Origin of the sequence: Streptomyces sp. NPDC002790 (assembly GCF_040295505.1) — a bacterium.
Lineage (GTDB): Bacteria > Actinomycetota > Actinomycetes > Streptomycetales > Streptomycetaceae > Streptomyces.
Genome location: NZ_JBEOVM010000001.1, coordinates 161,104 through 183,042 on the forward strand (window position 1 = coordinate 161,104; position 21,939 = coordinate 183,042).

At 70.7% G+C, this 21,939-nt stretch carries 17 protein-coding genes, 2 pseudogenes and 1 riboswitch; of the genes and pseudogenes, 11 read left to right on the top strand and 8 right to left on the bottom strand.

The genetic code is table 11. The features are described 5' to 3' along the window. Positions 1-66: 66 nt before the first annotated feature. On the bottom strand, positions 67-2,082 hold the full coding sequence (locus ABT004_RS00740; RefSeq protein WP_351330435.1) for an oxidoreductase: 2,016 nt from the start codon (positions 2,080-2,082) through the stop codon (positions 67-69). A gap of 152 nt (positions 2,083-2,234) precedes the next feature. Here ABT004_RS00740 and ABT004_RS00745 point away from each other — a divergent pair, with 152 nt between their 5' ends. Next, positions 2,235-2,687: a MarR family winged helix-turn-helix transcriptional regulator gene (locus tag ABT004_RS00745; protein WP_351330437.1), complete on the top strand. Its 453-nt coding sequence runs from the start codon at positions 2,235-2,237 to the stop codon at positions 2,685-2,687. Positions 2,688-2,739: 52 nt separating this feature from the next. Here ABT004_RS00745 and ABT004_RS00750 read toward each other — a convergent pair whose 3' ends face one another. Further along, positions 2,740-3,507 (bottom strand): GNAT family N-acetyltransferase, encoded by a 768-nt coding sequence (locus tag ABT004_RS00750; RefSeq protein WP_351330439.1) that lies wholly within the window; start codon positions 3,505-3,507, stop codon positions 2,740-2,742. A 167-nt stretch (positions 3,508-3,674) separates the two neighbouring features. Between ABT004_RS00750 and def the strand changes: the two genes are divergently transcribed. Next, positions 3,675-4,328, top strand: a complete 654-nt coding sequence (def, locus tag ABT004_RS00755; protein ID WP_351330440.1) for a peptide deformylase — start codon at positions 3,675-3,677, stop codon at positions 4,326-4,328. Positions 4,329-4,347: 19 nt separating this feature from the next. Here def and ABT004_RS00760 read toward each other — a convergent pair whose 3' ends face one another. Next, the gene (locus tag ABT004_RS00760; RefSeq protein ID WP_351330442.1) at positions 4,348-5,142 is read right to left on the bottom strand and encodes a VOC family protein; all 795 of its coding nucleotides are present in this window, start codon (positions 5,140-5,142) and stop codon (positions 4,348-4,350) included. A 256-nt stretch (positions 5,143-5,398) separates the two neighbouring features. On the opposite strand from ABT004_RS00760, the gene abc-f reads away from it, so the two are divergent. Continuing rightward, positions 5,399-7,045: a ribosomal protection-like ABC-F family protein gene (abc-f, locus tag ABT004_RS00765; RefSeq protein WP_351330444.1), complete on the top strand. Its 1,647-nt coding sequence runs from the start codon at positions 5,399-5,401 to the stop codon at positions 7,043-7,045. Between the two features lie 18 nt (positions 7,046-7,063). On the opposite strand, the gene ABT004_RS00770 is transcribed toward abc-f, so the two are convergent. Next, entirely contained in the window at positions 7,064-7,774 is a 711-nt protein-coding gene (locus tag ABT004_RS00770; RefSeq protein ID WP_351330446.1) for a methyltransferase domain-containing protein, read from the bottom strand. A 346-nt stretch (positions 7,775-8,120) separates the two neighbouring features. Between ABT004_RS00770 and rho the strand changes: the two genes are divergently transcribed. From rho to ABT004_RS00810, 8 genes and pseudogenes are all read left to right on the top strand, one after another. After that, entirely contained in the window at positions 8,121-9,266 is a 1,146-nt protein-coding gene (gene rho, locus ABT004_RS00775; RefSeq protein ID WP_351330447.1) for a transcription termination factor Rho, read from the top strand. Between the two features lie 30 nt (positions 9,267-9,296). Further along, the gene (locus ABT004_RS00780) at positions 9,297-9,788 is read left to right on the top strand and encodes a GNAT family N-acetyltransferase (RefSeq protein ID WP_351330449.1); all 492 of its coding nucleotides are present in this window, start codon (positions 9,297-9,299) and stop codon (positions 9,786-9,788) included. Between the two features lie 65 nt (positions 9,789-9,853). Next, positions 9,854-10,357, top strand: coding sequence for an inorganic diphosphatase (locus ABT004_RS00785; protein ID WP_351330451.1), 504 nt, complete (start codon positions 9,854-9,856; stop codon positions 10,355-10,357). Positions 10,358-10,523: 166 nt separating this feature from the next. Beyond that, a riboswitch (cobalamin riboswitch) is annotated at positions 10,524-10,739 on the top strand. A 32-nt stretch (positions 10,740-10,771) separates the two neighbouring features. Continuing rightward, complete coding sequence (gene nicT / locus ABT004_RS00790; RefSeq protein WP_351330453.1) at positions 10,772-11,890, top strand: Nickel transporter NicT; 1,119 nt, start codon at positions 10,772-10,774, stop codon at positions 11,888-11,890. 146 nt (positions 11,891-12,036) lie between these two features. Further along, a pseudogene (locus tag ABT004_RS00795) lies at positions 12,037-12,270 on the top strand (GTP-binding protein); the annotation flags it as partial. Continuing rightward, positions 12,263-12,853 (top strand): annotated as a pseudogene (locus tag ABT004_RS00800) (GTP-binding protein); the annotation flags it as partial. The pseudogenes ABT004_RS00795 and ABT004_RS00800, both read left to right, overlap by 8 nt. Before the next feature lie 402 nt (positions 12,854-13,255). Further along, positions 13,256-14,572 (top strand): hypothetical protein, encoded by a 1,317-nt coding sequence (locus tag ABT004_RS00805; RefSeq protein WP_351330455.1) that lies wholly within the window; start codon positions 13,256-13,258, stop codon positions 14,570-14,572. 61 nt (positions 14,573-14,633) lie between these two features. After that, positions 14,634-15,353, top strand: a complete 720-nt coding sequence (locus ABT004_RS00810; protein WP_351330456.1) for a dienelactone hydrolase family protein — start codon at positions 14,634-14,636, stop codon at positions 15,351-15,353. A gap of 122 nt (positions 15,354-15,475) precedes the next feature. Here ABT004_RS00810 and ABT004_RS00815 read toward each other — a convergent pair whose 3' ends face one another. The 4 genes from ABT004_RS00815 to ABT004_RS00830 all read right to left on the bottom strand — a co-directional run bounded on the left by ABT004_RS00815 (position 15,476) and on the right by ABT004_RS00830 (position 21,862). Beyond that, the gene (locus ABT004_RS00815) at positions 15,476-17,437 is read right to left on the bottom strand and encodes a M13 family metallopeptidase (RefSeq protein WP_351330457.1); all 1,962 of its coding nucleotides are present in this window, start codon (positions 17,435-17,437) and stop codon (positions 15,476-15,478) included. 133 nt (positions 17,438-17,570) lie between these two features. Continuing rightward, positions 17,571-19,790 carry an NADP-dependent isocitrate dehydrogenase gene (locus tag ABT004_RS00820; protein ID WP_351330459.1) on the bottom strand — a complete coding sequence of 740 codons (2,220 nt, stop codon included), beginning with the start codon at positions 19,788-19,790 and terminating at the stop codon, positions 17,571-17,573. Positions 19,791-19,959: 169 nt separating this feature from the next. Beyond that, positions 19,960-20,649 carry a hypothetical protein gene (locus tag ABT004_RS00825; protein WP_351330461.1) on the bottom strand — a complete coding sequence of 230 codons (690 nt, stop codon included), beginning with the start codon at positions 20,647-20,649 and terminating at the stop codon, positions 19,960-19,962. Positions 20,650-20,830: 181 nt separating this feature from the next. Beyond that, on the bottom strand, positions 20,831-21,862 hold the full coding sequence (locus ABT004_RS00830) for a PHP domain-containing protein (protein WP_351330641.1): 1,032 nt from the start codon (positions 21,860-21,862) through the stop codon (positions 20,831-20,833). Positions 21,863-21,939: the final 77 nt, after the last annotated feature.

Genomic DNA, 21,939 nt, shown 5'->3' on the forward strand with positions numbered 1-21,939 from the left:
AGTAGGTGAGGGCGGCCACGCGTCCGGCGGGCCCGGACACGTGACCACCCGGTCTCGGAGAGGGTCCTACAGGGCCGCCGCGACCTCGGTGCCCTGCTTGATGGCGCGCTTGGCGTCGAGTTCGGCCGCGAGGTCGGCGCCGCCGATCAGGTGCGGGGTACGACCGGCGGCCACCAGGTCGTCGTACAGCGAGCGGTGGGGTTCCTGGCCCGCACACAGGACGACGGTGTCGACGGGGATGAGGGACTGCTCGCCCTCGACGGTGACGTGCAGGCCCGCGTCGTCGATCAGGTCGTACGTGGCGCCCGCGACCATGGTGACGCCGCGGTGGCGCAGTTCGGTGCGGTGGATCCAGCCGGTCGTCTTGCCGAGGCCCGCGCCGACCTTGGTGGTCTTGCGCTGGACGAGGTGCACCTGGCGGGGCGGGGTGGGGCGCTCGGGCCTGGTGAGGCCGCCGCGGTCGGCGTAGTCCATGTCGACGCCCCACTGCCGGAAGTACGTGGCCGGGTCGAGGCTCGCCTTGGAGCCGTCGTCGGTGAGGTACTCGGCGACGTCGAAGCCGATGCCGCCGGCACCGATGATCGCGACGCGGTCGCCGACGGGCGCCTGGCCGCGCAGGACGTCGAGGTAGCCGACGACCTTCGGGTGGTCGACTCCGTCGATGGCGGGGGTGCGTGGGGCGACGCCGGTGGCGACGACGACCTCGTCGTAGGAGTCGAGGTCGTCGGCCTCGACGCGGGTCTCCAACTTGACGGTCACGCCGTGCAGTTCGAGCTGCGTGCGGAAGTAGCGCAGCGTCTCGTTGAACTCCTCCTTGCCGGGGACCTGGCGGGCCACGTTGAGCTGCCCGCCGATCTCGGCGGCGGCGTCGAAGAGGGTCACGTCGTGGCCGCGCTCGGAGGTGCTGACGGCGCAGGCGAGTCCGGCGGGGCCCGCGCCGACGACGGCGACGCGCTTCTTCAACCGGGTGGGGGTCAGCACCAGTTCGGTCTCGTGGCAGGCGCGCGGGTTCACCAGGCAGGAGGTGATCTGGAGGCTGAAGATGTGGTCGAGGCAGGCCTGGTTGCAGCCGATGCACGTGTTGATGGTGTCGGAGCGCTCTGCGGCGGCCTTGTTCACGAATTCCGGGTCGGCGAGCATCGGGCGCGCCATGGAGACCATGTCGGCGGCGCCGTCGGCGAGCAACTCCTCGGCGAGTTCCGGGGTGTTGATGCGGTTGGTGGTCACCAGCGGCACGCTCACCTCGCCCATGACCTTCTTGGTGACGAAGGTGTACGCGCCGCGCGGCACGGAGGTGGCGATGGTGGGAATGCGGGCCTCGTGCCAGCCGATGCCGGTGTTGATGATGGTGGCTCCGGCCGCCTCGATCTCCTTGGCGAGGTGCACGACCTCGTCCAGGGTCGAGCCGCCGGGGACCAGGTCCAGCATGGAAAGCCGGTAGATGAGGATGAAGTCCGGGCCGACCCGCTCGCGCACGCGCCGCACGATCTCGACGGCGAACCGGATCCGGTTCTCGTACGTACCGCCCCAGCGGTCCTCGCGGTGGTTGGTGGCGGAGACGATGAACTCGTTGATGAGGTAGCCCTCGGAGCCCATGACCTCGACGCCGTCGTACCCGGCGGACTTGGCGAGCTCGGCGGCGCGCGCGTAGTCCTCGATGGTCCGCTCGACCTCTTCGTCGGTGAGGGCGCGCGGGACGTGGGCGCTGATCGGCGCCTGCACGGCGCTCGGGGCGACGAGCCCCGCGTGGTGTGCGTACCGGCCGAAGTGCAGGATCTGCATGGCGATCTTGCCGCCCGCCGCGTGCACGGCGTCGGTGACCTCGCGGTGCTGCGCGGCCTCCGCCTCGGTGGTCATCTTGGCGCCGCCGTCGAAGGTGCAGCCCTCGGCGTTGGGCGCGATGCCGCCGGTGACCATGAGGCCGACGCCGCCGCGGGCGCGGGTGGCGTAGAACTCGGCCATGCGCGCGAACCCGTTGGGCGCCTCCTCCAGGCCCACGTGCATCGAGCCCATCAGAACGCGGTTCGGCAGTGTCGTGAAGCCGAGGTCGAGCGGGGCGAGAAGGTGCGGGTAGCGGCTCATGGGGCCCTCCGTGAGCGGTGAACGGTCGAGTCAGTTGTAGAGGACCCGCCACCGCTTTTGCAACAAGTTGCATAAGAGATTCGCGCCACGTCCGACCGGTGCCGGACAGAACTGGGTTGTAGAGTGCAACGAGCATCGGGAAAGGAACCGTCGTGGCCCAGCCAGATCACCCGGCCGACCGCGAGGCGGCCGTGGAGACCATTCAGCGCGAGCTGACCTCGTTCGCCCGGCGCGCGCGGGCCACCGCCGCGCGGATGCACCCGGAGCTCTCGCTCGTCTCGTACTCGCTGCTCGCCCACCTCGACGAGCGGGGCGGCTGCCGCGCCACGGACCTGGCGGCGCACTACGCCCTCGACAAGTCGACCGTCAGCCGCCAGGTGGGCGCCCTCCAGCGGGCCGGCCTCGTGATCCGGCGCGTCGACCCCGACGACCACCGGGTCCAGGTCCTGCACCCGACCGAGGCGGGCGCCGACGTCCTGCGTCAGGTGACCGTCAACCGCCGCCAGATATTCGGCGACCGCCTGGCGGACTGGCCGGAGGAGGACCTGGAGCGGTTCGCGGACTATCTGGTGCGCTACAACCACGCGACACAGGAAGAGCCGTAGGGCCTGATCCAAACGACAGGCCCCAGGCCACCACTCCGGCCGCCACTCCGCCCTACCGGGGCGCGCGCACCGTCCGGAAGCGGGTCGTGTTGCGCAGGTGGAAGCCCAGGGACTCGTACAGGCGGATCGCGCTCTTGTTGCCCTCGCCGGTGTGCAGGAACGGGGTCTCGCCGCGCTCCTGGACGACGGCCGCGACGGCCTTGACCAGGCGGCCCGCGAGGCCCTTGCCCCGGTGGTCCGGATCGGTGCACACGGCGCTGACCTCGGTGTATCCGGGCAGGTGCAGGCGCTCCCCCGCCATGGCGACGAGCGCGCCGTCCTGGCGGATCCCCAGGTACGTGCCGAGCTCTATGGTGCGGGGCGTGAACGGGCCCGGCCGGGTGCGGGCCACCAGGTCGAGCATCTCCGGCACGTCGTCGGCGCCGAGCAGGACGGCCTCCGGGTCGGGGCTCGCGTCGACCGCGTCGCCGACCATCCGCACGCCCGCGAAGTCCACCGTCGTCTCCCAGCCCTCCGGCAGCTCGACGTCCGTGCCGAGCAGCGGCAGCGTTCCGTCGGGAGCCGCGAACGCGGCGAGGCCCGCCCAGTCCGAGGGGCCGGGGTCAGGGGGCAGCGCGGTCCACGGCGTGACGTCGGTGGGGTAGCGCAGCGCCATGCCGCTGCCGCCACGCTCGGCGAAATGCGCGTGCGGGCCGGTGAGCGCGGCGTACGCGGGGTGGTCGAGGGGGTGGAACCCGCCGTCCTCGGTGTGCGGCGCGGCGGGGCCGGTGGCACCCTCGTGCGGTGCGTACGTCTGCGTGTGCGTCGGCGTCTGCGTCATCCGTCGGAACCTTCGAACCTTCTCCTGTGCCTCTGCCGCACCATCCGTGGGATGCGGCCACAAGATCAGAACCTCCGGAAGGGCCGACGCATTCCCGGACCCCCGCAACGGACCCCTTCCCGGACCCCGCACACTGCGCGCGCGATCACGCTTGGCATCCTGGCGCGATGCCGTTCACGTCACTGAGTGATCACGTCGAGTCCCTCCTGCACGAGGCCGCCGGGGAGCCACTGCCGATCGTCGCGGCGGGCGACCCGGTGCTCCGCCGCCCCGCCGAGCCCGTCGACGGGCAGCTCCCGGACGAGCTGCTTGCCCGGCTGATCGCCGCGATGCGGGCCACCATGCACGCCGCACCCGGCGTGGGCCTGGCCGCGCCGCAGATCGGGGTGGGGCTGCGGCTCGCCGTCCTCGAGGACGCGGCGGCCGTCAGCGAGGAGGTGCGGGCGGCGCGTGGGCGGGTTCCACAGCCGTTCCGGGTACTGGTCAACCCGTCGTACGACGGCGTGGGCGCGCGCCAAGTGGCGTTCTACGAAGGGTGCTTGAGCGTGCCCGGCTATCAGGCAGTCACCGCCCGGCACGAGCGCGTGCGGCTGCGCGCCCTCGACGAGCAAGGGCGGGCGGTGGACGAGGAGTTCACGGGCTGGCCCGCGCGGATCGTGCAGCACGAGACGGACCACCTGAGCGGCACGCTCTACCTGGACCGGGCCGAGCTGCGGTCCCTGTCGTCCACGCAGAACGCCGCGGCGGTGGAGCGCTGGGTGCAGCCGACGCCCCAACTCGCCGCTCGGGAGCTGGGGTTCGAGCTCCCTTCATCCGACTGACGTGTCGTCCGACTGAACGTCAGGACACCTTCGGCATCTCACCCTTGGCCGCCGTCACGTCGATGACGGAGAACGCGGCGCCCTGCGGGTCCGCGACCGCCGCGAACCGGCCGAAGGGGGTGTCGGTGGGCCCGAAGTGCAGCTTCCCGCCCAGGCGTTGCACGGTGGAGACGGCGGCGTCGCAGTCGCCGACGACGAAGTACACATTGACGTACGAGGGCACATGCGGCGGGAAGTCGTCCGTCATCGCCATGCGGCCCATGGTCGGCTCGCCGTTCAGCTCCCAGACGTTGAAGTCGATCTGGTCGTCCTCCATCTTCTTCACGCCGTAGCCGAAGACGGTGGGGAAGAAGGAGTCGGTCTTCGCGGCGTTGCGGGTGTTGACCTCGGCCCAGCAGAACGCGCCGGGCTCGTTGACCTTCTCGAAGCCCTCGTGGGTGTCGGGCTGCCAGACGCTGAAGACGACGCCCGCGGGGTCCTGGGCGGTGACCATCGTGCCGAACGAGGCGACCTGCATCGGGTCCATCATGAGGCTGCCGCCCGCGTCCCTGATCCGCTCGGCGACCGACCCGATGTCCGCGGTGGCGAGGTACAGGTTCCAGGCGGGGTGCACGCCCTCCGCGCCCGGCATCTGCGGCACGAGCGCGGCGACCCTCTTGCCGTCGGGCGTCTTCGCCTGCGTGTAGTTGCCGAACTCGGGGCTGCCCTCGTCGTAGGTCCAGCCGAACAGCTCCGCGTAGAAGCTCTTCGCGGCCTCCACGTCGGGGAACATGGCGTCGGCCCAGACCGGCGCGCCTTCAGGACGAGCGGACATGAGTGACACCCTTCCGTCGGTCGCCGGGCACGACACGGCCCGGCAGGCATGCGTCCACGCTAGGCGCGGCGGGCGTGCGGCGCGATCCGGTCGGGTCCGGAGGGCAGCCCGTTTCCCACTTTCCCACTTGAGGCGAGACGGTTCGTCTTGTTATGGTGACGTCATGGCTTTCCTTTACTTCTACGTCTGAGTCCGGCACGGCCGATGCCGCCGTTTCCGCTGTCCGTAGACCCCCTTCACATTCCAGGGAAGCCCCATGCGCGAACGCGCCCATACCCTCGTGCCCACTGCCGTGGCACAGCTGTCCGTCAAGGACGTCACCAAGTCCTACGGCACCCGGACCGTCCTCGACCAGGTCCGCTTCACCGTCCGTCCGGGCGAGAAGGCCGCCGTCATCGGCGAGAACGGCTCCGGAAAGTCGACCCTGCTGCGGCTGCTCGCCGCGGCCGAGACACCGGATGCCGGGGAGGTCACCGTCGGCTTCCCCGGCGGCATCGGCCACCTCACCCAGACCCTCGACCTCGACGCGGACCGCACCGTGCAGGACGCCGTCGACCTCGCCCTCACCGAACTGCGCGCCATGGAACACCGGTTGCGGCGTGCGGAGGAGACCCTCGGCGCGGCCTCGGAGGATGAACTCGCCGCCTACGGCGAGCTGTTGATCGCCTACGAGGAACGCGGCGGATACGAGGCGGACGCCCGCGTGGACGCCGCCATGCACGGCCTCGGGCTCGCCCGGATCACCCGCGACCGCGTGCTCGGATCACTGTCCGGAGGCGAGCAGTCCCGGCTCGCGCTCGCCTGCGTCCTGGCCGCCGCCCCCGAACTGCTCCTCCTCGACGAGCCGACCAACCACCTCGACGCGGCAGCCGTGCGCTGGCTCGAGGAACAACTGCGCGCGCACCGCGGCACCGTCGTCGCGGTCACCCACGACCGCGGCTTCCTGGAGCGCATCGCCACCACGATCCTGGAGGTCGACCGGGACGCACGCACGGTCCACCGGTACGGCGACGGCTGGGCCGGCTACCGCGCCGCGAAGGCCGCCGCCCGGCGCGGCGCGGAGCAGCGGTACGCCGACTGGGTCGAGGAGGTGGCCCGCACGGAGGAGCTGCTGGAGGCCGCGGCCAGACGGCTCGCCGTCACGGGCGGCGACCCGAAACAGGGCTTCGGCAAGCACCGCCGCTCCAGCGAGGCGAAGCTCGGCGGGCAGGTGCGCTCCGCCCGCGAACGCCTGGGGCAACTGCGCCGCAACCCGGCGCCGAAGCCACCGGCACCACTGCGCTTCACGACGGCGCTGTCGGCGGCGGACGAACCCGCCGCCGCGCAGGGGCCCCTCGCCGAGCTCGACGGCGTACAGGTCGGCAAGCGGCTGCGCCTGGACGGGCTCCTCACGCTCACGCCCGGCGACCGCCTCCTGGTCACCGGCGAGAACGGCGCGGGCAAGACGACCCTCCTGCGCGTCCTGGCCGGCGACCTGGAGCCGGACGCGGGCACGGCCCGCCGCCCCGCCCGGATCGGCTACCTCGCGCAGGAACTGCCCACCCGCTCCACACGGCTCCCGCTGCTCGCGGCATTCGCCGCCGGGCGGCCCGGGCTGCCGGACGAGTACGCCGAACAGCTCCTGACGCTCGGCCTGTTCCGCGAGGAGGACCTGCACGTACCGGTGGCCGCCCTGTCCGCGGGCCAGCAGCGGCGCCTTCAGATCGCCCGCCTGGTGACCCGCCCCGCGGACCTCCTCATCCTCGACGAGCCGACCAACCACATCGCGCTCGACCTCGTCGAGGACCTCCAGGCGGCGCTCGCGATGTACCCGGGAGCGGTGGCCGTCGTCTCGCACGACCGCGATTTCCGCGCGAAGTTCGAGGGGCGGCGCCTCGAACTGCGGGCGGGTCGCCGACACTGATCAGCCCAGGCGCCCCGCTCAGCGGCGCGTGGCCACGACCAGTCTGCACCGCGGGCTGCCGTCGGGCCGCGCGCCGAGTTCGGGCAGCGCGTGCAGCGCCACGTCGAATCCGGCACGGCCCAACTCCCGTCGTACGTCACCGAGTCGGAACGGCCGGTAGTACATGACGAACGGAGGTCGCCACACCACGTTGCGCACCCGCATCGCACCGTCGAAGCCGAGCATTGCCCAGTAGCCCACCGAACCGGGGACCGCGGGCGCGGGCAGCGGGAACGCGAACTGCCCGCCGGGGCGCAGCACTTGGCACACCTCGGAGAACAGCCGCGGCCACTCGCGCGGCAGGAAGTGCCCGAACGCCCCGAAGCTCACCACCAGATCGAAGACCTCACCGAAGGGCAGCGCGAGCGCGTCCGCGCGGACGCAGTGGGCCGGCGGTTCGCCGCGCCGCGCGACGTCCAGCATGCCGCCGCTGAAGTCCACGCCCACGGACCGCCCGACACCCGCCTCGCGCAGCACACGCAGGCCCGCCCCGGTGCCGCAGCACAGGTCGAGCCCGGTGTCGTACGGGCCGAGCCCGGCGAGCGCGCGGCCCACCGAATCGAGCACGACATCCGGCGTACGGAACGGCGTGTGGTCGAATTTCGGCGCCAGCAGGTCGTACCCCCGCTCGACCGAGGAGAGCGCCTGAACGGCCAGCTCGCGGAGGGTGGGACCGTGATCGGAGAACATGGCGGATCAGCATAGGGCGCGCCGCCTCCGAAGCCGGGGCTTGCCGCGCGGCAGGGTTCGGGTGGTACGGTCTTAGTGGTACATGTGCTCGCCCGTTTCGAGGCGCCGGTACCGAATCACTCTCTTCAGCGCTTTTGATCCGACGGTTTTCCCGTCGCCACGCAGCGCACGTCATCCCTGGTCAGCGGCTTCTGGCGGGCTCTTCACCCGTCGCCGTACGCACCAGGTTCTCCCCGGCCGCAGGGCGCGCTCAGCCGCCCCTGCCCTTCGCCGGATCCCCTCCCTTCCCTGCCCTTGTATGCCTGCCGCGTCCGCGGCTCGGCCCGCGAAAGGACCTGTGATCACCATGACCACGGCCACCACTATGAGCACGACCTCCGCTCCACCCCAAGAACCCGTCCGCGCCGCCGGCGTCCTCGACATCGGCGGGAACGGGCACGGTTTCCTGCGGGCGGCCGACCTGATCCCGACGTCGCACGACGTCCAGGTCCCCGCCCACCTCATCCGCCAACTCGGCCTGCGCAAGGGCGACTTCGTCGACGGGACGTGCGGGAAGCCGCACTCCCTCGCGCACGTCGAGACCGTCGGTGGCGCCCCCGCGGAGGCGACCCGTCGCCGCCCGCGCTTCGCCGACCTCACCCCGCTCCACCCCAGTGAGCGGTTCCGCCTGGAGCACCCGGCCGCGGCGCTCGCCGGACGGGTCGTCGACCTGTTCACGCCCGTCGGCAAGGGGCAGCGCGGCCTGATCGTCGCCCCACCGAAGACCGGCAAGACGGTGCTGTTGCAGCAGCTCGCCGCCGCGTTCGCCGCGAACCATCCCGAGGCCCACCTCATGGTGGTGCTCGTCGACGAACGCCCCGAGGAGGTCACCGACATGCGCCGCTCCGTGCGCGGCGAGGTGTACGCCTCGACGTTCGACCAGCCGGCGAAGGCGCACATCGCGCTCGCCGAACTCGCGGTCGAGCGCGCCAAGCGCCTCACCGAGCAGGGCCGCGACGTGGTGATCCTCCTCGACTCCCTGACCCGGCTGTGCCGCGCGTACAACAACGCGGCCTCCACCAGCGGCCGTACTCTGTCGGGCGGTGTCGACGCGGCCGCCCTGCACGGCCCGAAGCGCTTCTTCGGCGCGGCCCGCGACGCCGAGGAGGCAGGCTCGCTGACCATCCTCGCCACCGCGCTCGTCGACACCGGATCCCGCGCCGACGACTACTACTTCGAGGAGCTCAAGAGCACCGGCAACATGGAGCTGCGCCTGGACCGCGTCCTCGCGCAGCGCCGCGTCCACCCGGCCGTCGAACTCACCCCGTCCGGCACCCGCCGCGAGGAACTCCTGCTCCCCGCAGCCGAGTTGACCGTCATCCGCGGACTGCGGCGCGCCCTGCAGAGCCGGGACCCGGCCGCCTCCTACGAGGCCCTGCTCGACAAGCTGCGCCAGACCCCGGACAACGCCACGTTCCTGCGCCAGGCCCAGTCGACCGTGCCGACCTCCTGACGCCGCCCCCATATGCGTAATACTCGACACATGAACGCGAGCATTACACGCCGTGGGGGAACTCCGGCGGTCGGCATCCGGCGGGCCACCACCCAGGACGCCCGGCGCCTCACCCGCCTCGTGCGCGGCTCCAGTGCCTACCGGGATCCGTACGCCTCGATGGTCGCGGGCTACCGGGTGGGACCCGACTACGTAGAGGCGCACCACGTCTACGTAGCCGTGGATTCGGCCGACGAGCGCGTGCTCGGCTTCTACGCGCTGCTCACCGAGCCGCCGGAGCTGGACCTGATGTTCGTCGCGGACGAGGCGCAGGGCCGGGGCATCGGGCGGCTGCTCGTCGACCACATGCGGGCCCAGGCGCTGGCCGCGGGCCTCGACCACGTCCGCGTCGTCGCGCACCCGCCCGCCGAGGGTTTCTACCGCTCCATGGGCGCACACCGCACCGGCACGGTGCCCGCGCGCCCGCCGGCCGTCGCCTGGGACCGACCCGAACTCGAATTCGCCATTCCTCCGGCCGTCTGAGGTCTTCCGCCCTTGCCCGGTACAGCGCACACTCGTGGGCGTCGGAATGCGGCAAGGAGGCCACATTGGGCAGCAGTCAGGCACGCGCCGAGGCGTTCGACGTGATCGTGGAGATCCCGCAGGGGTCCCGGAACAAATACGAGATGGACCACGATCTCGGCCGGATCCGGCTCGACCGGATGCTGTTCACGTCGACGCAGTACCCCGCGGACTACGGCTACATCGAGGGCACGCTCGGCGGCGACGGCGACCCGCTGGACGCACTCGTCCTGACGGGCGACGCGACGTTCCCCGGCTGCGTCATCGAGTGCCGGGCGATCGGCATGTTCGTGATGAGCGACGAGAAGGGCCCGGACGAGAAGGTGCTGTGCGTGCCCGCGCACGATCCACGGCACGGCGCGACCCGGGACATCGAGGACATCCCCGAGTTCGACCGCCTGGAGATCACCCACTTCTTCGAGGTCTACAAGGACCTGGAACCCGGCAAATCGGTCGACGGCTCCCACTGGGAGGGCCGGGAGAAGGCCTACGAGGAGATCGACCGGGCCCGTCAGCGCGCTTCAGGGTAGGTAGGGCCTGTATTGGGTTCTGGTCTGGATCAGGGAGCGGGGGCTGGCGCCTTCGGATCCAAGGCGGAGGAGGGAGGCGACGCGGAGCGTCGTCGACCGACGACAACACCGGAGACGGAGGCGCCAGCCCCCGCGAGCCCAGAGTAGAACCCAATACAGGCCCCTAGTAGGGTGGCCGGGCCGTGGTGCTCGGGAAGACCGGTGACGGCCCCCAAGGGGCCCATTCCGGAGCGGCCCTCGCCACTGTGATCGGGTTTCGGACAGCGCCGTCCGGAGCGCGCCGTTCCACCCTGTACGCCACTGGCGGCCGTCGGCCACTGGGAAGGCCGGAGCGGCGGGCACGCCCGTAAGCCAGGAGACCGGCCGCGGCATCTCACGAAGTCATTCCACGAGGTGCTGGAGCGTGATCGACGCATGACCCTGCCCGGGAACTCCCCGAACCCTGCCCTGAATTCCCCCTCCCCTGCCTTCCGTTGGCGCCGCGAGGACACGCTGCGCACGGCCGGCCTGATCGCGGTGATCGCCGCGCTGCACGTCGTCGCGTTCGGCGTGCTGTTCCTGCTCGTCGTCCCCGAGCACTACGAAGTGGGCAACAAGGCCTTCGGTATCGGCCTCGGCATCACGGCGTACACGCTCGGCATGCGGCACGCCTTCGACGCCGACCACATCGCGGCCATCGACAACACCACCCGCAAGCTGATGGCGGACGGCAAGCGGCCCGTCTCGGTCGGCTTCTGGTTCGCGCTCGGCCACTCCAGCGTGGTGGTCGCGATGGCGGCGCTGGTCGCGGGCGGCGCTGCGCTCGCCGGCACCCTGCTGAACGACAACTCGGGCACCCACCAGGTACTCGGCGTCGTCGGCACGACCGTGTCCGGTACGTTCCTGTACCTCATCGCGGCGCTCAACCTCGTTGCCCTGATGGGCATTTTGAAGGTCTTCAAGGCGATGCGCGCGGGCTCGTACGACGAGCGGAAGCTCGAGGAGCACCTGGACTCCCGCGGTTTCATGAACCGGATCCTCGGCCGCTTCACCAAGTCCATCACCCGGCCGGGACAGATGTTCCCGCTCGGCTTCCTCTTCGGTCTCGGCTTCGACACCGCGACCGAGGTGACGCTGATGGTGATGGCCGGCAGCGGCGCGGCGGCGGGCCTGCCGTGGTACGCGATCCTGTGCCTGCCGCTACTGTTCGCCGCGGGCATGAGCCTGTTCGACACGCTCGACGGCACGTTCATGAACTTCGCCTACCAGTGGGCGTTCTCCAACCCTGTGCGCAAGGTGTTCTACAACCTCACCATCACCGGCTTGTCGATCGCGGTGGCGTTCTTCATCGGCACGATCGAACTCGTCGGCGTCCTGCACGACAAGCTCGACCTGAGTGACGCCGTCACCGGGTGGATCGCCGGTCTCGACCTCGACAACGTCGGGTACGTGATCGTGGGCCTGTTCGTGGTCGTGTGGGTCGCGGCGATCGCCTACTGGCGCCTGGCGAGGGTCGAGCAGCGGTGGTCGGCGAGGATGGCCGACGGCACGTAATTCGGTTGCCGGGGCGCGCGCGGTCCACTGCTGCACTGATCGCAGCGGCATTCCCGCGCGCCCCTACCGTGAGGACCGATCCATGCGCACGACAGACATGTTCCTTCAGAAGGCCCCTGCCCTCTCCCCCATGGACATGACTGTCAGTGCACACTCTGAATCTGGGCATTCTCGCGCACGTCGACGCCGGTAAGACCAGCCTGACCGAGCGCCTCCTGCACACGGCCGGGGTGATCGACGAGCTCGGCCGCGTCGACGACGGAAGCACCCGCACCGACTCCCTCGACCTGGAGCGCCGGCGCGGCATCACCATCAAGTCGGCCGTGGTGTCGTTCCCGGTGGCCGGCACGAACGTCAACCTCGTGGACACGCCTGGCCACCATCGGTCTGCGGGTCGACCCGGCGCCGATCGGCTCGGGCGTCGCGTTTCGGCTCGGCATCGAACTCGGCTCCCTCCCCCTGGCCTTCATCAAGGCCATCGAGGAGGCCGTGCACAGGACGCTGCGCCAGGGAATGCTCTGCTGGCAGGTCACCGACTGCACGGTGACGCTGACGCACTCCGGATACGCGCCGCGACAGAGCCACGCGCACGCCGTCTTCGACAAGTCGATGTCGAGCACGGCGGGCGACTTCCGCGGGCTGACCCCGCTGGTCCTGATGAGCGCACTCACGCGCGCGGGCACGGCGGTGTGCGAACCGATGCACCACTTCCGCCTGGACATCCCGGCCGACCTGTACGGAGCGGTACTGTCGTTGATCACCCGACTGCGGGCCGTGCCGACGGGGCAACGCACGGACGGCGGGGCATGGACCACGGTCGACGGGCTGACCCCCGCGGCCCGGGTGCGCGCCCTGGAGCAGCAACTGCCGTCCCTCACCCGGGGCGAGGGCGCCCTGGAGGCCGCCTTCGACCACTACGCCCCGGTCCGCGAGGGCGCCCCGCGCCGCTCCCGCACGGACCACGGATCAAGCCCGGCCTTTGGACGAGAGCCCGCGGGGTCCGGGGCAGAGCCCCGAGGCCGTGACGCCGGTGGGGTGCCACACGGGAGGGGGCGGGCGAATCCGGGCCATTCGGCCCACCGGTAGGGCCCCTTGGCCCCGTCCGCCGCGAGCCGCGCGCTGAGATGCTGCGGTATCGAGCCTCCCGTGCCCTCGTCCTCCCGCAGCGGCGCGCGGTCGAGGCCGAGCCCGGGCCCGCTGTTCGCAGAAGGGGGAGCCGCGAATGGCGGGCCCGTCCGGGCCTCCGCCCCGGCTTCGTACACGCGTCCGCCGCGCCGTTGTGGCAACTCGCGCGCAAAACGGCCCAATCGGAACGATAAAGTGGCTCGTCAACCCGCACGCGCCCGATCACTCAGGAGTGCCTACGTGTCCGTAGCCATCGACTCGTCCGACGCCGCCATCCCGACCGGCGACGACGTTCCCGCGGAGCCCGTGCCCGCGCCGGCCGTCGCCCCTGACGCCGGCCCCGCCGCGCCCGCGAACGAGGAGACGGCCGAGCCCTGGGACACCACGAACATGTGGACCCCGCCGACCACCGATACCCCGGACGCCGCCGCCCCGGCCCCCGAAAGCGCGCCCGACAGCCCGTCCGGCGACTTTTGGACGCCGCCCACCGAGGTCCCCTTCGCGGAGAGCTCCGAGGTCGACGCCGAGGCGGCGGCCGAGGACGACCCCGCCCCCGGCGACGTACCGGAGGCCATCACCCGCGACGCCCACGAGTTCGGCGTCTACGCCCGCACCGGCGGCTGGGCCTTCGCCCTGAAGGTGGCCCGCAGCGTGCGGCCCGGCGGGCAGTCCGCCGGGGAGTCCGTCAAGGTCTCGGCCCGGAAGTTCGCCGAACTCGCGGGCTGCTCCCCCGACCGCGTCATGCGCTTCTACAAGGCGTGGGACAGCGCGGCGGACGACGGTCTGGTCCCCCAGTTCGAGGGCCTCGAGCCCGGCGCCGACATCGAACTCCCGGACGCCGACGTCTGGTTGTCGTACTACGTGTCCCGCAACAGCGCGACCTCGATGCGTGGCCAGGCGATCACCGCGGCCGCCGAGTCCGAGGGCATCCGCCCGACGAAGGCCCTGGAGGTCGCGGAGAACCCGACCGCGCTGCGGGCCGCGATCCTCGCCGACCCCGGCACCGCCGAGGCCGCCCGCAAGGCGCTGATGGACCGCCTCGACGAGGACCCGGTGCTGCGTACGGGCATGGCGCGCGACGTCGTGCGCACGGACGACCTGAAGAAGGCCGTCGCCGAGGAGACCAAGACCGGCGGCCAGCTCGAGTACGTGCGCAGGATCGCGGAGGAGGGGCAGGTCAAGACCCCCGCGGGCCAGAAGATCGAGGCCTCCCCCGAGCTGCGCCAGGAGGCCGAGCGCCACTTGTCCCTCATCGACGAGCTGGACGAGGACGAGGAGGCGGGCGAGTGGGCCCGCGAGGCGTACGACACCGTGCGCACGCTCGTCGCCGAGACCGTCGAGAAGGACCCCGAGCTGCGGGTGCAGGAGCGGCGCGCGAAGTTCTACAGCAGCCTCCAGAAGGCCACGAAGGCGTTCGAGGAGCTGACCTTCGACGACGTCGCCGCCGAGGAGATCGACGACATCGTCGAGGACGACATGTTGCAGCGCCTCGAGGAGCTGCAGTCGGCGATCGCGATGTGCATCACGGCGCTGCAGTCGGCGCAGAAGAAGGACTGACCCGGCCGGTCCCGACCCCACCGATGCCACCGCGGGCGATCCGCGGTGGCATCGTGGGTTCATGGCACACACTCCGCACACCCCCCGGTCCACGGGCCGCCCGGCCCGCCAGAACGTGACGTTCGACAGCCAGGGCAGCACGGCCCACGGCTATCTGGCGCTGCCTGCCTCGGGGAGCGGCCCCGGCGTCATCGTCATCCAGGAGTGGTGGGGCCTGACCGACCACATCGCCGACGTCGCCGACCGCCTCGCCGCCGAGGGCTTCGTGGCACTCGCCCCCGACCTGTACGGCGGGAACGTGGCGCACGACTCCCAGGAAGCGTTCCGCATGATGCGGGACCTGCCGGTGAGCCGGGGCGTCGAACTGCTCTCCGGCGCGGTGGACCTGCTACTCGCGCTGCCCGCGGTCACGTCCGACACGGTCGGCGCGGTCGGCTTCTGCATGGGCGGCGGCTTCGTCCTGTACCTGGCCGCCGAGGACCAGCGGGTCAGCGCGGCCGTCCCGTTCTACGGCGTGATCCAGGGCGAGGTCCCGGACTTCTCCCGCCTCACGGCGCAGATCCAGGGCCACTACGGCGACCACGACGAGGCCATCCCCCAGGCCACCCTGACGGGCCTCCGCACGGCGATCACATCCCAGTCGGGCGTCGACCCCGACTTCCGCATGTACCCGGCGGACCACGCCTTCTTCAACGACGGCCGCCCAGAGGTCTACGACGCGTCGGCGTCCCACGAGGCATGGGCATCGACACTGACCTTCCTCAACTCCCAGCTCCGCTGATCAACCCCCAGCGGCGGGTGGGCATTTCAAGCCCCTGCGGCGATTGAGCAGCGGGGTCCGGGGCAGCGCCCCGAGACGTAGGACCGGACGGCCTCAACCATCCGGCCCCGCCCAACACCGTCTCACCAAATGCGCACCCGATCCCCCGGCTCCACCCACAACCCGTCCCCGACCACCGTCGAAAACGCCTCATGGAACTCATCCAGATTCCGCACAATGTTCGCCCGGAACTCCGGCGGCGAATGCGGATCAATCGTCAGATACTGCTGCTCCTGCTCCTGCCGCCGCTTCGTACGCCAGCAGTACGCCCAGTTCATGAACAGCCGCTGAGAACCGCTGAGTTCACCGTCCGTCGGCACAGGCGCACCATCAAGCGCGATCTTGTACGCGGTGTGCCCGATCGTCAGCCCACCCAGGTCACCGATGTTCTCCCCCACGGTCAGTGACCCGTTGACGAACTCCCCCGGAAGGTTCCGCGGCGAGAACCCGTCGTACTGCTTGACGAGCGCCTTGGACTTCGCCTCGAAGGCGGTCTTGTCGGCGGCGGTCCACCAGTCGTTCAGGTTGCCCTGCCCGTCGTACTGCGCACCCTGGTCGTCGAACCCGTGCCCGATCTCGTGCCCGATGACCGCGCCGATGCCGCCGTAGTTCTCCGCTGCGTCGGCGTCCGGCGAGAAGAACGGCTTCTGGAGGATGCCCGCCGGGAAGCAGATCTCGTTCGTGCCCGGGTTGTAGTACGCGTTCACGGTCTGCGGCAGCATGAACCACTCGTCGCGGTCGACCGGCGCGCCGATCTTCGCCATCTGCCGGTCGTGCTCGAAGGCATCGGCGGCGTACGCGTTGGCGAGCAGGTCGTCGGAGACCACGGAGAGCCCCGAGTAGTCCCGGAACTCGTCCGGGTACCCGATCTTCGGCCGGAACGTGGCGAGCTTCTCGTACGCCCGCTCCTTCGTTTCGTCCGTCATCCAGTCGAGGCGGGAGATGGACTGGCGGTACGCCTCCAGGAGGTTGGCGACCAGCTCGTCCATGAGCGCCTTGGAGCGCGGCGGGAAGTGCCGGGCCACGTACTCCTTGCCGACGGACTCGCCGATGGAGCCCTCGACGAAGGCGACCCCGCGCTTCCAGCGGGCGCGCAGCTCCGGCGTGCCGTTCAGCGTGCGTCCGTAGAACTCGAAGTTGACGCGCACGAACGGCGTCGACAGATACGGCGCGGCGGAGCGCAGCACGCGCGCGAGCAGCCAGTCTCGCCACTGCTCGATCGGCACCTCGGTGAGGACCGCGGAGAGGTGGGTGAGGTAGGAGGGCTGGCGCACGCACGACTCGGCGAGCGTCTCTTCCTTGCCTCCGAGCCCCGTGACGTAGCCCCGCCAGTCGAACGCCGGGGCGAGCGCGGTGAGTTCGTCGAAGGTGGTGAGGTTGTACGTCTTCTGTACGTCGCGGGTCTCGGCGCGCTCCCAGTGGCCCTCGGCGAGCCGGGTCTCCAGGGCGAGGACGGTGCGGGCGGCGCCGGCGGGGTCGGTGTGCTCGCCGAGCGTGAACAGCTCGATGAGGTACGCCTCGTACTTCTCGCGGATCTCGGCGAACTTCTCTTCGCGGTAGTACGACTCGTCGGGCAGGCCGAGGCCGCCCTGGAGGATGTTGAAGAGGTAGCGGTCGGAGTTCCGGTCGTCGCTGTCGATGTAGGCGCCGAAGAGGCCGGAGCCGCCCTTGCGCTCGAAGCGGCCGAGGAAGCCGGCGAGCTCGCTCACCTCGCCGAGGCCCGCCACCTCGTCGATCAGCGGTCGCAGCGGGTCGAGCCCGCGGGCCTCCACGGCGTCCTCGTCCATGAATGACGCGTACAGGTCGGCGATCTTGCGCGCCGCGTCCGCGTCCAGGCTCGTGGGACCGCCGGCCGCGATCTCCTGAATGATCTCCTTGACCCGCTGCTCGGCCACGTCCACGAGCTCCACGAAGGGGCCCCAGCTGGAGCGGTCGTCGGGGATGGGTTCGGTCGCCAGCCACTGGCCGTTGACATGCCCGAAGAGATCGTCCTGCGGTCGGATCGCCGGGTCCATGCCCGGGCGTGCGTCATCCAGAGTGCTCATCGCTGCACCTTACCCAGGTCAGGGCGTAGGAAGAGCGTCAAATACGGCGCCTTCCGCGCAGCGTGAACAACACCGCAAACGGCTCCGCCCCGGACGGCACGGCCGACCGGGGCGGAGCTGTTGGCGAACGGGATCAGGCGAGCGACGCCAGCGCCTCGTTCAGGGTCTGCGACGGGCGCATGACCTTGTCGGCCTTGGCCGAGTCGGGCTGGAAGTAGCCGCCGATGTCGGCCGGGGAGCCCTGCACGGCGATCAGCTCGTCGACGATCTTCTGCTCGTTCGCGGCGAGCTTCTCCGCGAGCGGGCCGAAGGCCTTGGCGAGCTCCGCGTCCTCGGTCTGCTTGGCCAGCTCCTGGGCCCAGTACAGGGCGACGTAGAAGTGGCTGCCGCGGTTGTCGATGCCGCCGAGGCGACGGGTCGGCGACTTGTCCTCGTTGAGGAAGGTGCCGGTGGCGCGGTCCAGCGTCTCGCCGAGGACCTTCGCACGGGCGTTGTCCGTCGTGGTGGCGAGGTGCTCGAAGGAGACGGCCAGCGCGAGGAACTCACCGAGGGAGTCCCAGCGCAGGTAGTTCTCCTTGACGAGCTGCTGGACGTGCTTCGGGGCGGAGCCGCCGGCGCCCGTCTCGAAGAGGCCGCCGCCGTTCATCAGCGGGACGACCGAGAGCATCTTGGCGCTGGTGCCCAGCTCCAGGATCGGGAAGAGGTCGGTCAGGTAGTCGCGCAGCACGTTGCCGGTGACCGAGATGGTGTTCAGGCCCTGGCGGATGCGCTCGACGGAGAGCTTGGTGGCGTCCTCCGGGTTGAGGATCCGGATGTCCAGGCCCTCGGGGCCGAACTCCGGCAGGTACTGCTCGACCTTCTTGATCAGCTGGGCGTCGTGGGCACGGCCCTCGTCCAGCCAGAACACGGCCGGGTCACCGGTGGCGCGGGCGCGCGTGACGGCGAGCTTGACCCAGTCCTTGATCGGGGCGTCCTTGGTCTGGCAGGCGCGGAAGATGTCGCCCTCGGAGACGGCCTGCTCCAGGACGACGTCGCCGGCCTGGTTGACCAGGCGGACGGTGCCGGTGGTGGGGATCTCGAAGGTCTTGTCGTGGGAGCCGTACTCCTCGGCCTTCTGCGCCATGAGGCCGACGTTCGGGACGGTGCCCATGGTCGACGGGTCGAAGGCGCCGTTGGCACGGCAGTCGTCGATGACGGCCTGGTAGACACCGGCGTACGAGGAGTCGGGGATCACCGCGAGGGTGTCCTGCTCCTGGTCGTCCTTGTTCCACATGTGGCCGGACGTGCGGATCATCGCCGGCATGGAGGCGTCGATGATGACGTCGGACGGGACGTGCAGGTTGGTGATGCCGCGGTTCGAGTCGACCATGGCCAGGTCGGGGCCCGCGGCCAGTTCGGCGTCGAAGGAGGCCTTGATCTCGGCGCCGTTGGCGAGGGTCTCGAGGCCCTTGTAGATGCCGCCGAGACCGTCGTTCGGGGAGAGGCCCGCGGCGGCCAGGTCGGCGCCGAAGCGGGCGAAGGTCTCCGGGAAGAAGGCGCGCACGACGTGACCGAAGATGATCGGGTCGGAGACCTTCATCATGGTGGCCTTCAGGTGCGCGGAGAACAGCACACCCTCTTCCTTCGCGCGGGCGATCTGCGCGGTGAGGAACTCGCGCAGCGGCGCGACGTGCAGCACGGAGGCGTCGACTACCTCGCCGGCGAGGACCGGTACGGACTCGCGCAGCACGGTGGTGGTGCCGTTGTCCGCGACGAGTTCGATCTTCAGCTTGTCGGCGGCCGGGAGGACGGTGGACTTCTCGGTCGAGCGGAAGTCGTTCTCACCCATGGTCGAGACGTTCGTCTTGGACTCGGCGGTCCAGGCGCCCATGCGGTGCGGGTGGGCCTTGGCGTAGTTCTTCACCGAGGCGGGGGCGCGGCGGTCGGAGTTGCCCTCGCGCAGCACCGGGTTGACGGCGGAGCCCTTGACCTTGTCGTAGCGGGCGCCGACCTCGCGCTCCTCGTCGGTCTTCGGCTCGTCCGGGTAGTCCGGCAGCGCGTAGCCGTGCTCGCGCAGCTCGGCGACGGCGGCCTTGAGCTGCGAGACGGAGGCCGAGATGTTCGGCAGCTTGATGATGTTGGCCTGCGGCGTCTTCGCCAGGTCGCCGAGCTCGGCGAGGGCGTCCGGGACGCGCTGCTCCTCGGTCAGGTACTCCGGGAACTGGGCGAGGATGCGCCCGGCCAGGGAGATGTCACGGGTCTCGACGCCGACACCGGCGGTGGACGCGTAGGCCTCGATGACCGGCAGGAAGGAGTACGTCGCGAGGGCCGGGGCCTCGTCTGTGTGCGTGTAAATAATGGTCGAGTCAGTCACCGGGTGCTCCGCTTCCACGTCTTCCACGTCATCTGCAGTCTTGGATCGGATTGCTCGACATCAAGATATCTCCTCCCCGGCCAGGATTCGAAAGGGGTCCACCCGCCAAGATCTTCCCGGCCAGGCGATGAGACGGGGCCGGACCGGGTCCGACCTGCGTACCAGTGGCTCACGTCGGGACGTGGACCGTGAGCCACTCCGCGTTCCGGGGGCGGTAGCTGTGGCACTCGCGCAGTCCGGCCACGATCGCCGGGACGTGCCCGGCGCCGTAGACGACGGCCACCCGCAGCGGTTCGGCGTGGATGCCGTCGAGCGCGTCGAGCAGCCGCAGGTCGCGGTGGTCGGACATGGCGTGCCCGATCGGGCGGTCGGCCAGCATCTCGGCCCGCGCCGTCGTGGGCAGGTCGTCGACCTCCAGGTCCCCGTCGAGGAAGGCGCGCGGCCCGCGCAGCGCGAAGACCGGGCCCATCACGGGGGCCGCGAGCAGCATCAGCAGGTAGGTCCACCGCGGCAACGTCTTCAGGTCCGCGACCGCCTCCGCCGCGGTCACGTCCGGGTACAGGACCGGCACGGACGCGGGGAGCAGCGCCTCTCTGGTCTGCTGCTGCAAACCGTTACGGCTGCGGCGCGGGGCGAACCGGTAGGCGAGCGTGAGCGTGCTGACGACGGCCGACTTCCCGCGGATGCCCTCCATGACGACCAGGTCGCACTCCCGCAACCGGCGCTTGACCTGCGCGTAAAACGTCGGCGACGCGACGTGCAGCATCGGAAAGACCACGAACTCCAGCGACGCCCCGCGCCGCCGCAGGGTGATCACCGCGGAACGCACGCCGTATCCAGTCACCTCAATGATCTGCACGCCCCCCGTGATGCCAATCACGAGGCCACCCGGGCGCCCGGTTCCGCCCGATCAAGCCCCTGCGCCGATCGAGCAGGCTCTTCAAGCCCGTGCGCCGATTGAGCAGGCATTCAAGCCCCTGCGGCGATTGAGCAGCGGGGTCCGGGGCAGCCCCGATCTTTCCCCCGCTGCCGCACACCCTTTAAGCAGGCCTCGAGTCACCACCGGTCCAGGCAAGCAACCTCTCCACCGCCCACGTGGTAACGACCCGCTCCACCGGAACCCCACACTCCTCAGCACGCGCACAGCCGATTCGCTGCCAATCGAGCTGCCCCGGCGCATGCGCATCCGTATCGACAGCGAACAACGTCCCCGCCGCCACGGCCTTACGCAGCAGCCGCCGAGGCGGATCGAGCCGCTCGGGCCGACTGTTGATCTCGACCGCGGTGCCGCTGTCCGCACACGCCGCGAACACCTCGTCGGCGTCGAACTGCGACTCGGGACGCCCCTTGCCGGTGACCAGCCGGCCGGTGCAGTGGCCCAGGACATCGGCATGCGGATTGCCGACCGCGGCGACCAGCCGCCGTGTCATCGCGGCGGCGTCCATCCTCAGCTTGGAATGCACCGACACGACGACCACGTCCAAACGGTCGAGCAGCTCGGGTTCCTGGTCGAGCGACCCGTCGTCGAGGATGTCGCACTCGATGCCGGTGAGCAGGCGGAACGGCGCCCAGGTCGCATTGAGTTCGGCCACCACCTCCAGTTGCTCCCGCAGCCGCTCCGGCGACAGCCCACGGGCCACCGTCAGCCGCGGCGAGTGATCCGTGAGCACCGCCCACTCGTGACCGACGTCCTGCGCGGCACGGCCCATCTCCTCGATCGGGCTGCCGCCGTCCGACCAGTCGGAGTGCAGATGGCAGTCGCCACGCAGCAGGGACCGCAACCCGACGCCCGCGTCACCCTCCAAGGGCACCGTGCGGGCCAGCTCGTCCTCCAGGTGCGTGAGGTAGTCGGGGATCTGCCCCGCGGCCGCCTCCCGGATCACCGCGGCGGTCTTGGGCCCGATGCCCTTGAGTGACTCCAGGGACCCGGCCTCGACATGCCGCGCGACCTCGGCGTCCGCCAGGCCGGCGATCACCCCCGCGGCGGTACGGAACGCGCGCACCCGATACGTGGGCGCACCCTCCCGCTCCAGAAGGAACGCGATCCGCTCCAGCGCCCGCACGGGCTCCATCGCCACCTCCGGCCACGCACCTACGCGTACGTCTCCAGCGTGCCGTACGACCTGGCGACCGGCATCCGTGAACGCCA

What these genes read in the sequence shown, in the direction of transcription:
- def (WP_351330440.1), top strand. Translation starts at nt 3,675, where the DNA reads ATGCCGTTCACGTCACTGAGTGATCACGTCGAGTCCCTCCTGCACGAG.
- abc-f (WP_351330444.1), top strand. Translation starts at nt 5,399, where the DNA reads ATGCGCGAACGCGCCCATACCCTCGTGCCCACTGCCGTGGCACAGCTG.
- ABT004_RS00780 (WP_351330449.1), top strand. Translation starts at nt 9,297, where the DNA reads ATGAACGCGAGCATTACACGCCGTGGGGGAACTCCGGCGGTCGGCATC.
- ABT004_RS00770 (WP_351330446.1), bottom strand. Translation starts at nt 7,774, where the DNA reads ATGTTCTCCGATCACGGTCCCACCCTCCGCGAGCTGGCCGTTCAGGCG.
- rho (WP_351330447.1), top strand. Translation starts at nt 8,121, where the DNA reads ATGACCACGGCCACCACTATGAGCACGACCTCCGCTCCACCCCAAGAA.
- ABT004_RS00750 (WP_351330439.1), bottom strand. Translation starts at nt 3,507, where the DNA reads ATGACGCAGACGCCGACGCACACGCAGACGTACGCACCGCACGAGGGT.
- ABT004_RS00815 (WP_351330457.1), bottom strand. Translation starts at nt 17,437, where the DNA reads ATGAGCACTCTGGATGACGCACGCCCGGGCATGGACCCGGCGATCCGA.
- ABT004_RS00810 (WP_351330456.1), top strand. Translation starts at nt 14,634, where the DNA reads ATGGCACACACTCCGCACACCCCCCGGTCCACGGGCCGCCCGGCCCGC.
- ABT004_RS00830 (WP_351330641.1), bottom strand. Translation starts at nt 21,862, where the DNA reads ATGGAGCCCGTGCGGGCGCTGGAGCGGATCGCGTTCCTTCTGGAGCGG.
- ABT004_RS00740 (WP_351330435.1), bottom strand. Translation starts at nt 2,082, where the DNA reads ATGAGCCGCTACCCGCACCTTCTCGCCCCGCTCGACCTCGGCTTCACG.
- nicT (WP_351330453.1), top strand. Translation starts at nt 10,772, where the DNA reads ATGACCCTGCCCGGGAACTCCCCGAACCCTGCCCTGAATTCCCCCTCC.
- ABT004_RS00760 (WP_351330442.1), bottom strand. Translation starts at nt 5,142, where the DNA reads ATGTCCGCTCGTCCTGAAGGCGCGCCGGTCTGGGCCGACGCCATGTTC.